The organism is Thalassolituus oleivorans MIL-1 (assembly GCF_000355675.1).
In the GTDB taxonomy this organism is placed as follows: domain Bacteria; phylum Pseudomonadota; class Gammaproteobacteria; order Pseudomonadales; family Oceanobacteraceae; genus Thalassolituus; species Thalassolituus oleivorans.
Genome location: NC_020888.1, coordinates 2,646,186 through 2,658,751, shown reverse-complemented (window position 1 = coordinate 2,658,751; position 12,566 = coordinate 2,646,186). Strand labels below are relative to the sequence as shown.

The 12,566-nt window shown below is 46.4% G+C and carries 10 protein-coding genes; 8 read left to right on the top strand and 2 right to left on the bottom strand.

What is annotated here, in order from left to right:
• Window positions 1-228: 228 nt before the first annotated feature.
• On the bottom strand, window positions 229-423 hold the full coding sequence (locus TOL_RS12215; protein WP_025265041.1) for a (2Fe-2S)-binding protein: 195 nt from the start codon (window positions 421-423) through the stop codon (window positions 229-231).
• Between the two features lie 191 nt (window positions 424-614).
• Here TOL_RS12215 and prfB point away from each other — a divergent pair.
• The 3 genes from prfB to ung all read left to right on the top strand — a co-directional run bounded on the left by prfB (window position 615) and on the right by ung (window position 4,449).
• Window positions 615-1,710 (top strand): peptide chain release factor 2 gene (prfB, locus tag TOL_RS12210; protein ID WP_144055371.1). Its coding sequence is split into 2 segments (ribosomal slippage): window positions 615-686 and window positions 688-1,710, totalling 1,095 coding nucleotides; the frame shifts between segments, so codons are not numbered across the junction.
• Between the two features lie 67 nt (window positions 1,711-1,777).
• Complete coding sequence (gene lysS / locus TOL_RS12205; RefSeq protein WP_015487642.1) at window positions 1,778-3,301, top strand: lysine--tRNA ligase; 1,524 nt, start codon at window positions 1,778-1,780, stop codon at window positions 3,299-3,301.
• 464 nt (window positions 3,302-3,765) lie between these two features.
• Window positions 3,766-4,449, top strand: coding sequence for a uracil-DNA glycosylase (gene ung / locus TOL_RS12200; protein WP_015487641.1), 684 nt, complete (start codon window positions 3,766-3,768; stop codon window positions 4,447-4,449).
• Here the strand turns inward: ung and TOL_RS12195 are convergent.
• Complete coding sequence (locus TOL_RS12195) at window positions 4,434-6,470, bottom strand: class I SAM-dependent methyltransferase (protein WP_015487640.1); 2,037 nt, start codon at window positions 6,468-6,470, stop codon at window positions 4,434-4,436. The two genes, ung and TOL_RS12195, sit on opposite strands and share 16 nt — an antisense overlap.
• 278 nt (window positions 6,471-6,748) lie before the next feature.
• Here TOL_RS12195 and fliS point away from each other — a divergent pair, with 278 nt between their 5' ends.
• The 5 genes from fliS to fliE all read left to right on the top strand — a co-directional run bounded on the left by fliS (window position 6,749) and on the right by fliE (window position 12,556).
• Window positions 6,749-7,210, top strand: a complete 462-nt coding sequence (gene fliS, locus TOL_RS12190; RefSeq protein WP_223248717.1) for a flagellar export chaperone FliS — start codon at window positions 6,749-6,751, stop codon at window positions 7,208-7,210.
• A 250-nt stretch (window positions 7,211-7,460) separates the two neighbouring features.
• Complete coding sequence (locus tag TOL_RS12185; protein ID WP_015487638.1) at window positions 7,461-8,915, top strand: sigma-54 dependent transcriptional regulator; 1,455 nt, start codon at window positions 7,461-7,463, stop codon at window positions 8,913-8,915.
• Between the two features lie 451 nt (window positions 8,916-9,366).
• Window positions 9,367-10,578, top strand: a complete 1,212-nt coding sequence (locus tag TOL_RS12175; protein ID WP_144055370.1) for a sensor histidine kinase — start codon at window positions 9,367-9,369, stop codon at window positions 10,576-10,578.
• 31 nt (window positions 10,579-10,609) lie between these two features.
• Window positions 10,610-11,968, top strand: a complete 1,359-nt coding sequence (locus TOL_RS12170) for a sigma-54-dependent transcriptional regulator (protein ID WP_015487636.1) — start codon at window positions 10,610-10,612, stop codon at window positions 11,966-11,968.
• A 150-nt stretch (window positions 11,969-12,118) separates the two neighbouring features.
• Window positions 12,119-12,556, top strand: a complete 438-nt coding sequence (fliE, locus tag TOL_RS12165) for a flagellar hook-basal body complex protein FliE (RefSeq protein WP_015487635.1) — start codon at window positions 12,119-12,121, stop codon at window positions 12,554-12,556.
• The last annotated feature ends 10 nt before the right edge of the window (window positions 12,557-12,566 follow it).

Genomic DNA, 12,566 nt, shown 5'->3' with positions numbered 1-12,566 from the left:
ATGTAGGAGCGGATCTCATCCGCGAACAACCTCGCGAAAAAGTTTCGCTCTTACAGTACAGAGCATTCGTCGCATGTAGGAGCGGATCTCATCCGCGAACAACCTCGCGAAAAAGTTTCGCTCTTACAGTACAGAGCATTCGTCGCATGTAGGAGCGGATCTCATCCGCGAACAACCTCGCGAACAAGTTTCGCTCATACACGCGTAGCGAGCGTTACTGATAACCAATCACCCCGCTGCAGAAAACTCACATTCCGGCATCTTTTGCAGATGCTCGCGGATGACTTTCTTTGCCATCTGTCCACAACAGCCGCAATCGCTAGCAACACCAAGCTTTTGGCGCACTTGCGCGTAGCCGTCACCTTGTTCGACAGCATCTTCAATTTGCTTCTGTGTTACTGCTTTACATAGACATACGTACATTTCTAGTACCCACTCCATATGAGAATGATTACCAATATACAGTTAATGCGAATTGTTTGCAATACGTTTAGCGGGTTGTTTTAGCCGCTCGCATCGCGCGCCGTCTTTCTGTAAAATGCCGCCTCATTTTGTCTGTATTCCGAATGCGCGCGCATTCTCGAATCCGTTCGTTTTTTACATAGGTGACCAGCTTGGAAATCAATCCAATCGTCGAACTCATCAAAGACCTGCAAGCCCGCACCGACGTGCTTAGGGGGTATCTTTGACTACGCTACCAAAACCGAGCGCCTTGAAGAGGTAGAGCAGGAGCTATCCCAGGGTGATGTTTGGGATAATCCAGAACGTGCCCAAGAGTTGGGTAAAGAGCGTTCTGCATTAGAAAATGTGGTGAAAACCATTGATACCCTCGACGTAGGGTTATCTGATGCGCGTGACCTACTTGAGATGGCGGTAGAGGAAGATGACGAAGGCTCGGTGGCAGATGTTGAGGCTGAGTTAGCGGCACTGCGCAGCAATCTAGAGGTATTGGAATTCCGTCGCATGTTCTCGGGCGAATTAGATCCGAACAACTGCTATGTTGAGATTCAGTCGGGTTCTGGCGGCACAGAGGCGCAAGATTGGGCCAATATGATGTTGCGCATGTACCTGCGTTGGATTGAAGCTCACGGCTTTAAAGGTGAGTTGATGGAAGTTTCCGAGGGTGAAGTCGCTGGTATTAAAGGCGCAACCATTCGTGTTGAAGGCGAATATGCCTACGGCTGGCTGCGCACGGAAACAGGCGTACACCGGTTAGTGCGTAAAAGCCCGTTCGATTCAGGTAATCGTCGTCACACGTCGTTTTCTTCTGTGTTTGTTTCTCCCGAAGTGGATGACGATATTGATATCGAGATCAATCCGGCGGATTTACGCATCGACGTATACCGCGCTTCGGGTGCTGGTGGTCAGCACGTTAACCGTACTGAATCGGCGGTGCGTATTACTCACATTCCGACCAATATCGTGACTCAGTGTCAGAATGATCGCTCGCAGCACAAGAACAAAGATCAAGCGATGAAGCAGTTGAAAGCCAAGCTTTATGAGCATGAGATGCAAAAGCGCAATGTCGAAGCCCAAGCGTTAGAAGACAGTAAGTCGGATATTGGCTGGGGCAGTCAGATTCGTTCTTATGTATTGGACGATGCGCGTATTAAAGATTTACGTACTGGTGTTGAAACACGTAACACGCAAGCGGTATTAGACGGCGATTTAGACCAGTTTATCGAAGCAAGTTTGAAGAAGGGTCTTTGATCCTCTCACTTGTGGAAACTGCGTTAAAACCAAATTTCAAGATTTACCCGACAGAGAAGGGTGCAATATGACCGATCAGATTCAAACCGTTCAGGATGAAAACAAACTCATTGCCGAACGTCGCGCTAAATTAGAAAAGTTGCGTGTGGATAACGCTGCGAATGGCCATCCAAATGATTTTCGTCGTAAAGATCTAGCGGCTGAATTGAAAGCTGGGCATGGCGAAAAGGATAAAGAAACCCTACAAGGTCTCGGTATTGAGGTTGCTGTTGCTGGCCGTGTCATGCGTCGTGGTGGCCCATTTGTCGGTATTAACGACAGCACAGGTAGCCTGCAAATATACGTAGGTAAAGCTTTGCAAAAAGAAAGCGAAGCATGGCAATTGCTGGATATGGGCGACATTGTTGGCGCTAAAGGCACGCTGCAATTATCGGGTAAAGGCGAACTGTATTGTGAAGTGACCGAAGTTGAAAACTTCCGTATTCTGACCAAATCATTGCGTCCATTACCCGATAAATTCCATGGTCTTGCCGATCAGGAAATGAAATACCGTCAGCGTTATGTTGATTTAATTATTAACGAAGAAACGCGTCGTACTTTCTTAATTCGCTCTAAATTGATCGAAAGCATGCGTTTCTATTTGTCGCAAAAAGGTTTCTTAGAAGTCGAAACCCCAATGCTGCAAACCATTCCAGGTGGTGCTTCGGCTAAGCCATTTGAAACGCATCACAATGCATTGGATATCGATATGTTTTTACGTATCGCTCCTGAGCTGTATTTAAAGCGTTTGGTTGTTGGTGGCTTTGATAAAGTATTCGAAATTAACCGTAACTTCCGTAACGAAGGTTTGAGCACGCGTCACAATCCTGAATTCACTATGATCGAGTTTTATCAGGCGTATGCCGATTACAACGATCTCATGGATTTAACTGAAGACATGCTGCGTTTCTTAGCGCAAACCGTTTTGGGCACGACGATTTTGCCGTATGGCGAAGCGGAATACGATTTCGGTAAGCCGTTTACTCGTATCACTATGGTTGACGCCATTATTAAGTACAATCCAGACATGGATCCAGCGGTACTTAACGATGCAGCCAATAATATGGACACGTTAAAAGAATACGCGAAAAGCGTTGGTGTACCGGTATCTGCCAAGCAATCTGCTTGGGGCCCAGGTAAATATATTTGCGAGATTTTTGAAGCAACGGCTGAAGAAAAACTCGATCAGCCAACCTTTATTACCGAATACCCATGGGAAGTATCACCGTTGGCCCGTCGTAACGATGCCAACCCATTTGTGACCGACCGTTTTGAATTCTTTATTGGTGGCCGTGAATTGGCCAACGGCTTCTCGGAATTAAACGATGCTGAAGACCAAGCGGCGCGTTTCCGTAAGCAAGTGGAAGAGAAAGACGCAGGTGACGACGAAGCCATGCATTACGACGACGACTACGTGCGTGCGTTGGAATACGGTTTGCCACCGACGGCAGGCCAAGGTATCGGTATCGACCGTTTGGTGATGTTGTTTACCAACAGCCATACCATTAAAGACGTGATCTTGTTCCCGCATATGAAGCCATTGGCTGAGTAGTTTGATAGCGGCTTAGGCCGCTGTTTTTTTGTGTCTCTGAGCCTTATCGTGGTTCTTTATTGCGGCAAGCTTAGAGGTACGAGACGATATGGTTTGAACAGAATGTATCGACGGTGTTGTAGGAGCGATTCAACGAGCACCTTCTATTGTTCAAATAGAGATGAATACCTGTAGGAGCGATTCAACGAACGCTTTTTGTTCGTAGTCGCGATGGTTTGTGGTTTTTATACCGCTTCGGCACTGCTCGCTTCGCTCCCTGAGTACCTCCTACAACTGCTAAATACCTCCTACCGCTGCCAATGTCCCACCGACAACTTCCCGAGCACCTTCTATTGTTCAAATAGAGATGAATACCTGTAGGAGCGATTCAACGAACGCTTTTTGTTCGTAGTCGCGATGTGTTTGTGGTTTGTCACACCATCAGTAATGCTATTATCCGTTCCATTTTTCCTAGGATGTACTTCATGCCTGATTTCCAACAAAGCCCTCTCGATCCATCTTGGCAACGTGTTTTAGGCGCAGAATTCGATAAACCCTACATGCAAAACCTAGCGGCGTTTTTGGCGACTGAAAAAGCCGCGGGTAAGGTGATTTTTCCGCCTGAGCCTTTGGTCTTTAATGCATTTAATCACACACCATTTGAGCAGGTGAGGGTGGTGATTATTGGCCAAGATCCTTATCACGGTGAAGGCCAAGCGCATGGTTTGAGTTTTTCGGTTCCTGAGGGAATAAAGCCACCACCATCGCTGGTCAATATCTTTAAAGAAATCGAGAGCGATCTTGGTGTTGCTATGTCTGGTCTTGGTGATTTAACGCCGTGGGCCAATCAAGGTGTATTGCTGCTGAACGCCATGTTAACCGTAGAGCAAGCAAATGCCGGCTCACATCAAAAGAAAGGCTGGGAGGCCTTTACAGACGCTGCTATCGCCGCACTGAATGCCGAGCGCGAGGGTTTGGTGTTTTTACTTTGGGGCGGTTACGCGCAGAAGAAGTGCAAAGCGATTGATCAGACCAAGCACTTAGTATTGCAATCGGCACATCCATCGCCGTTGTCTGTGTATCGTGGATTTTACGGCAGCAAACCTTTCTCGCAAATTAATCAGTATCTGACCGCTCGCGGCCAGACACCGATTCAATGGCAATTTTGAGGTTTTCTGACGTAGAACTGATACATACCGGCAAAAATAGCCGGTTCTTTCTGCTCTAATTCATCCCAGTCTTCAATGGTCATAGTGTCTGGTGTTTTACTTAGATGTTGCTGAGACAAAGCCCGTGAATTGTGCGGCGGTAATATACCCACCCATTCAAGCCCCGCATTTTTTACCAGTTCGTCTATTTCGGTTAAATTAAATACGTGCTCTTGTTCGTGGAATAGCAAGTCTCGACAAGCGCTGAGGCTATAGAAGTCATCAGATTGCAGAATATTATTCCAGTCACCATCGACATTTCCCTGCAAAAGAGCCTCACGTACGAGTCGTATTTCTTCATTACCGTGTGGTAATTGATCTTTAAGCTGACTGCGTAGCGCCGCAATATTCAACCGAGCAGTACGACTGTACAGCGCAATTTTCATTAAACCGCCGGCTTTTAGTTGGCGCGCGAGTGCTTGCAGTCCGGCTTCTGGTTTTTCCATGTGATGCAATACGCCAGAGCATTCAATAATATCGAATGATTGTCCTAAGCGTTCGCTGACTAAAATATCACCTTGAATAAAATCAATGTCTTTTAAGTTGCGTAGTTGCGCTTGATAACGCCCATAAGATAATGCCGTACGGCTTAAATCCATCGCGGTTACATTCAGCTTTTCGAAATAGCGCGAAAGACGTAGTGCATGACGTCCGGTACCACAACCAGCAACGAGTACATTAAGTGTTTTGTGTATATTAGGTAGATCATTTAATTTATACGGGAATAACGCTTTCAAGGATGCATAGTAATTGGCGGGCTGGTTATAGCCTAGCGCTGTCCAACGAGGGTACGGATGCTCATCGTATTGAGCTTGCACTCGGGTCGATACACTATTGCTACTAACACCTAAATTAGGAATGGTAAGCCCTTGCTGATGCATAGCAAACGTATCTTTTATACTGGCGTTTATTAGCGGTTGCATCAAGGTTGGCCATTGCCATTCTCGCTCGGCTAATGTTTCGAAAATACTGGTGTTAGCCGCCGGTTTATACATGAAAATCAGCAATAAAATTGGATAGCAATCATCAACACCCAGGGTATTTAAAGCGACCATTTTTTCGCTAACGACAGTTAGTTGTTTAACTAAGCTCGCTTCTGTGTGATTGATGTACCAGACTGATTCATTTAAAAAACATTGATACGCCAATGCGCACACCAGCGGCAGATATTCATTACGAATCGCCAATTGGCGACTGCAGCTAATGAGTAACGTTTGTCGTAACGTCATCAGCAAGCGCTCAATGAGAGGATCGCTGAAATAAAACTTGGTTAAGCAAGTTAATAACAGTGGATCTTGAGCGATTTCGTCAAGTTCTAAAGGACATCCAGCCTCTGATAATCGCAATTTATGTTTGATTAATGAGGTCGCTAAAGGGCGTAAATTGCTGTAGTCAACGTCAGGGAATTCGAGGTAGCGTAATAGATCTTGCTCTAGCTCTGATGAATAAAAATCCGCGACAATGTTATTTGCCGCTTCAAATAATTTGTTACGAATTTGTGGATCATTAGCTTGGGTTTTCGCTAATTCTCGATATTGTTGGAAGGCCTCAAGATAATCGCCTTGCAATAATTTAACGTGAGCTAAGAAGGTCGCCGATTTGGTATTTACCCGAGAAATTCGGCAAGCACGACTAAAAAATTCTTCTGCTTGGTCGAGCTCTCCTCGCGCCAATGCAATATGGCCAGCACTGTAGAGTAAGCTAGTACTTTTAGGTTTTAGGCTTAATCCTAAATGTGCCCAGTGCTCTGCGCGGTCTAGATGCTGACGTTGCAATTCAATACGTGCCAGCAAGTTAATACCTGGAAGGTAATTAGGTGCGAGCTCATAAGCTTTTATCGCTAGGTCATTCGCTCTTGCCATCATGGTTTCATTGCCACGACGCACGGCATCGCTATAACAGCGGCTTGCAGTGTCCATCAGTATCCGGTGGTCTCCCGGAGGGCTGACCGCTGCGCGTGTAGTTCGTTGTGGGTTGGCCATAATCGGCACCTCAATTTCGAGTGTGTATGGCCTATCAGCAGAATCTGTGCCACTTTTTAATTTATTGATTTATATGGATTTTTTCATTTAATAATAGAAAGACAGGCAATGCGGCACCGCATTGCCGGGCAAGGTGTTGCCGCTTTGGTGTAGTCTTTTGGGTTGTGAGAAGACGCCTAAGGCGGTTGGGACCTTGAAACTTCCTGACAAAAAAAAGTTAAAGAAATTGATTCGATGGCCGCAAACATAATCAGGCCCATACGATTTCAGGAGACGCCATGATGTATAAGTCAGGTGCCAAGCAATACCAGCAAGTGAATGTGACATCGGAAGTGTTGGATGCGGATCCGCACCGGTTAATTCAATTGCTGATGGAAGCAGCTCTTACCCGCATGGCTCAATCGAAAGGTGCTATTGAGCGCAAGGATATGGAAGAAAAGGCCAAGTTACTTGGTCGGGTTGGAGAAATTATTCAAACTCTGCAATCGAGTCTTGATCATCAAAGTGGCGGAGATATTGCCAGTAATCTTGATCGTCTCTACGACTACATGATTCGCCGGTTACTCGAGGCTACACGTCATAATGATGTCGATATGATCGATGAAATTATGGGCCTTATGTTAGAGGTTAAAACCGGTTGGGATGGCATTCGCGAGGAGTACTTGCGCGGTGCTCACGGCGGTCAAGTATCCACTGACAATTCGGATTCTGGTCGTCTTGGAAGTACCATTTCAGCCTAACACCTGTACTGTAATTATTATTCCTTTCTGACAAATCCCTGATTTATCGGGGATTTCTTCTTGTCATTTGACGACACATTCGGATATAAATGGCGCCTGTGAAGTTTATAGTAGTAACAACAATTATTTAACGTCAGAAGTTTGACTTACTGCAATTTTACTACTTAACTGAAGAACACTAAGTCAATCAAATGACGTTTCAGAGTATGAAATCCATACCTGTCATCATAGGAAGGAAAGGCTGAGCGCCATGTGGAGAGAAATAAAAGTACTGTTGATAGATGATAATGCGCAACGTCGCCATGATCTAAAAGTAATCTTAGATTTTCTCGGTGAAGAAGCTATTGTCGCGCAAACGAATGACTGGCGCCGTGAGGTTGAAGGTCATGTCGAAGATAGCACCGATATCAGCGCCGTTATTTTAGGCGACAGTGCCACAACCCCTATGGCTGATGTGGTAGAAGCGATTCTATCTTGGGATAAAGGTATGCCGATCCTGTTTATGGGGTCAGATTCACCTGAGTCTATGCCTGAAAATTTGCGTCGTGCTTTGTTAGCGGCCATCGAAATGCCGCCGAGCTATAACAAGCTACTTGATAGTCTGCACCGTTGTCAGGTCTACCGCGAGCAATACACCCACAATCGCAGTCGTGGCGAACGCCGCGAGGTTCAGTTGTTCCGCAGCTTGGTTGGTACTAGCCGTCAGGTTCAGCATGTGCGCGAGCTCATTATGCAGGTAGCGGATAAAGACGTTAGTGTGATGATTCAAGGTGAATCGGGCACAGGTAAAGAAGTGGTTGCACGTAATCTTCATTACCATTCCCATCGCCGCAACAAGCCGTTTGTACCTGTAAATTGCGGTGCTATTCCTGCTGAGTTATTAGAGAGTGAACTGTTCGGTCATGAGAAAGGCGCTTTTACCGGTGCGATTAACAGTCGTCCGGGCCGTTTTGAAATGGCAGAAGGTGGAACACTTTTCTTAGACGAGATCGGCGATATGCCGCTGAATATGCAGGTGAAGATACTGCGAGTTCTGCAAGAGCATACGTTTGAGCGCGTAGGTAGTAATAAAACCATTAATGCCAACGTACGTATCATTGCCGCAACGCACAAGAACCTCGAAACCATGATCGAGGACGGTAGCTTTCGCGAAGATTTGTATTATCGCCTAAATGTATTTCCCATCGACATGCCGTCATTACGCGAGCGCGTTGAAGATTTACCACTGCTGCTGAATGAATTGATCTCTCGCCTTGAAAATGAAAAGCGCGGCTCAATTCGATTCAACTCTGCCGCGATTATGTCGCTATGCCGACACGATTGGCATGGCAACGTACGTGAGCTTGCAAACTTGGTTGAGCGCTTGGCTATTCTGCACCCGTATGGCGTTGTCGGCGTGAATGAATTGCCGAAGAAATTCCGCCATGTTGATGATGGTGATGAAAGTCTTGCATTGCCAGTAGTCGCCGATGTCACTCAAAACGAAGGCTTAGCAGGCGTTGATAGCCCTGCATTACTGCCAGTGAATGGCTTAGATTTACGTGAATATCTGCAAGATCTTGAGTGTTCGTTAATTCAACAGGCTTTAGACGACTCCAATGGCGTTGTTGCCCGAGCTGCCGAGAAATTGAATATTCGCCGCACGACCTTGGTCGAGAAAATGCGTAAATACGATTTGCAGCGTAAAGAAAAAGATACAGCGTAAGACGCTAGGTAGCGCTTTAATAAATAGATACTGCAAAAACAAACGGGGCTTCGGCCCCGTTTTTGTTTTAAATCATCGGAGCTGCTTGTTGCTCATGTAGGAGCGATTCAACGAACGCTTTTTGTTCGTAGTCGCGAAGGGTATCGGCACTGCTCGCTTCGCTCCCTGAGTACCTCCTACAGGCGAAATATTGAGATCGTAAGAGCGGATCTTATCCGCGAAAACGTCTATGAACGATATGCTTATTCCGTTTGCCACGCCTTCGCGAAAAAGTTTCGCTCCTACAAGTGGCCATCGGGCTACTGTTATTGCAGAAATAACGCCATTCCGCCTGCTTTCCGTCTTCATTTTTAAATAAAAAAGCCAATTAACTGTCATGCGGGCACGCTAATTGCTCTAACCCTATAAAGTGTGTTTTTGACGTCGGATTACCGGCGCTCTTGAGGGTGTTATGGCAAATGCAGCATTGAGTCATCAGGAGATGAATGTCGTCCCTGTCGCTCCACAAATGGATCCGGCTGAGCTAAAGCGCGCATTTCATATGTTTAATGAGATGTCGCAGCAGCTGACGAATTCCTATGCATTTCTAGAAAGTAAGGTTGAGCAACTCAGTGGTGAGCTTGCCACGGTCTCAGCTCAGCGGATGCAGGAATTAGCGGAAAAAGAACGTTTAGCGGATCGCCTTGAAAGCTTATTACAGATGTTGCCGGCGGGTGTTTTGTTGCTCGATGAAAATGGCTTTGTCGTGCAGAGTAATGCGGGTGCAAATGAATTACTACTCGCGGCTTCTGGCGCTGAGACCTTGGTTGGGCAGCGCTGGCGCGTGATTATTCAACGCTGTTTTAAACCGCGCCGCGATGATGGCCACGAAATTTCATTGGTAGACGGTCGCCGCGTTAGTTTGCGTACAACGGCGATGCTGAACGAACGTGGTCAGTTAATTTTATTAACCGATATGACGGAAACCCGTGCCCTACAAGCCCAGTTAAGTCAGCATGAGCGTTTATCGGCCATGGGCAAAATGGTTGCTTCACTGGCTCATCAAATTCGTACGCCGCTCGCCGCTGCGACCTTGTATGCAGGGCATCTAGCCTCCAACGATTTACCCGCTCCCCATCGCTTAAAGTTCGCAGGCAAGTTGCAAGAGCGTTTGCATCATCTCGAAAGCCAAGTACGCGATATGTTGATTTTTGCTCGGGGTGAAGCGCCATTGAATGATGAAGTGACGTTTGCCGAATTAATGGCGGGGGTTACTGCGGCGATGGAAGTTCCTCTTAGCCAATATCGCGCAGAATGTATTGTCGATAACCGCATTGAAGGCACATCTCTTATCTGTAACCGCGATGCCTTAATCAGCAGCATGATGAATTTAATTAATAATGCGCTGGAATCTTGTGAACACCCGATTCGCATCCGAATTGTATTAACAGAAACTCAAGATGGACGCGCTCATATTCAAATTATGGATAACGGCCCCGGCTTAGAACCGCAGCAAAAAGCCCGCATGATGGAACCATTTTTCACCACAAAGAGTAATGGTACGGGGTTGGGTTTGGCGGTTGTTCAAGCGGTAGTGCGTGCGCATCACGGCGAATTTTTGTTGGCGGATAGCCCGATGGGCGGCGTTTCAGCTGAACTATTTTTACCGCTAATGGGTAACTAATTAGCGGTCGATTTTACTGGAGGAAATGATCATGCGTTTACTGGTTGTAGAAGATGATCCGCGCTTGCGCGAAGCGATTGTCGATACCTTAATGTTAAAGGGTTACGAAGTTTTTGAAGCTCCGAATGGCATTGAGGCAATGGCAATTTTACGCAGCCATACATTGGATTTGGTGCTGTCGGATATCAATATGCCAGGGATGGATGGCTTAGAGTTGCTGGATCAGATAAAGGCTCAGCATCCTTGGTTGCCGGTATTATTGATGACGGCTTATGGCGATGTTGGTCAGGCCGTTAAGGCAATGCAACGCGGCGCTAACGACTATCTGATGAAGCCGTTTGAATTACGTGAATTGGACGCCTTGTTGAAGCCCTTTACGCAAGATGTGTCGGTAGACGTTGATGAGTCTGAACCCGTATGTGAAGCAGCGTCCTCGCAGCAATTGTTTCAGATGGCTCAGCGTGTGGCGCAAACTGATTCGACAGTATTAATCAGTGGTGAGAGCGGCACAGGTAAAGAAGTGCTTGCTCGTTATATTCATCAGCAATCAAGCCGTAAGCATCAGCCTTTTATTGCCATTAACTGTGCAGCTATTCCAGAGAATATGTTGGAAGCTATGCTGTTTGGATATGAAAAAGGTGCATTTACTGGAGCGTACAATGCTATGCCGGGTAAATTTGAACAGGCTGAAGGTGGCACCTTATTGCTAGATGAAATCACCGAAATGGATTTGAGCCTGCAAGCAAAGTTGTTACGCGTTATTCAAGAGCGACAGGTCGAACGTTTAGGTGGTAAGAAAACGTTGGATTTGGACGTGCGTATTTTAGCGACGACGAACCGAGATTTAGCGGATTACGTGGCGGAAGGCAATTTCCGTGAAGATTTATATTATCGTCTTAGCGTATTCCCATTGAATTGGTTGCCGCTGCGTGAGCGTCGTGAAGATATCATTCCTTTAGCTAAGCGCTTGCTGACTCACCATGCCGGTAAAATGAAGCGTCCAGTGCCGAAAATGTTACCTGAAACTGAGCAAAAAATGCTTGCCCATAGCTGGCCGGGTAATGTTCGTGAGCTAGACAATACCATTCAGCGTGCATTGATTATGCAAACGGGGCCGCAACTACACCCGAACGATTTGATTCTGACTCCTGTGCCGAAAAACCGTCAGCATGAGATGCCTGCTAGCGTCGTTTTACCGGCGGAGGAGGGCGAGTTGGGTAGCGATTTACGTACTCGAGAAGTAGAACTGATCGTCAAGGCACTAAAAGAAGAGCCTAGTCGCAAGGAAGCTGCTGATCGTTTGGGTATTAGCCCAAGAACCTTGCGTTACAAGGTTGCGCGCTTGCGCGATGAAGGTGTTGATGTCGAATCTATGGTGTCTTCTTTTTAAACTTTCCTCCTTTCCCTCCCTTTGCCCTTAATTCTGGCAAGCAAGTTGCAACGTCAGAATAAAGGGCATGAAAACTGCCGAAAAGTGTCAAAAAATAATGATACGCCATCATGAACTCACAGCAGTCAGGGTGGCAACGAGGGTAGCAGTATGATTGATCGTGTCGATGTCAGTTCCGTTTTAATGCAGATGCGTCAGGTAAAAGATCAGCTGCGCACGCAGCACGAACAGTCCATTAATTCAGCACCCGCCAGTCGTGGTGTTGAAGGCATGATGCGTTCCGACTCGGTGGCTCGTCCACAAAGCATCGGTGATGTGAATCGCGTTAATGGCGATAGTATGAAAGTCAGTGGTGACAATACGGTTCCTGATTTTCAGACTATGTTTAAAACTGCGATTGATAACGTCAACGAAAATCAAAAAGTTGCTGGGAATTTGGCTACCCGTTTTGAGCAGGGGGATGCATCCATTGACTTACCAGAAGTTATGATTGCATTACAAAAATCCAGCGTGTCTTTTCAAGCAATGACCCAGGTTCGTAATAAACTGGTCGAAGCTTATAAAGACATCATGAACATGCCGGTTTAATGGGTTGATG

Excerpts from the sequence above, each read along its gene's own strand:
- TOL_RS12175 (WP_144055370.1), top strand. The coding sequence starts at position 9,367 with ATGGCAAATGCAGCATTGAGTCATCAGGAGATGAATGTCGTCCCTGTC.
- TOL_RS12185 (WP_015487638.1), top strand. The coding sequence starts at position 7,461 with ATGTGGAGAGAAATAAAAGTACTGTTGATAGATGATAATGCGCAACGT.
- TOL_RS12195 (WP_015487640.1), bottom strand. The coding sequence starts at position 6,470 with ATGGCCAACCCACAACGAACTACACGCGCAGCGGTCAGCCCTCCGGGA.
- fliE (WP_015487635.1), top strand. The coding sequence starts at position 12,119 with ATGATTGATCGTGTCGATGTCAGTTCCGTTTTAATGCAGATGCGTCAG.
- TOL_RS12215 (WP_025265041.1), bottom strand. The coding sequence starts at position 423 with ATGTACGTATGTCTATGTAAAGCAGTAACACAGAAGCAAATTGAAGAT.
- fliS (WP_223248717.1), top strand. The coding sequence starts at position 6,749 with ATGATGTATAAGTCAGGTGCCAAGCAATACCAGCAAGTGAATGTGACA.
- TOL_RS12170 (WP_015487636.1), top strand. The coding sequence starts at position 10,610 with ATGCGTTTACTGGTTGTAGAAGATGATCCGCGCTTGCGCGAAGCGATT.
- ung (WP_015487641.1), top strand. The coding sequence starts at position 3,766 with ATGCCTGATTTCCAACAAAGCCCTCTCGATCCATCTTGGCAACGTGTT.
- lysS (WP_015487642.1), top strand. The coding sequence starts at position 1,778 with ATGACCGATCAGATTCAAACCGTTCAGGATGAAAACAAACTCATTGCC.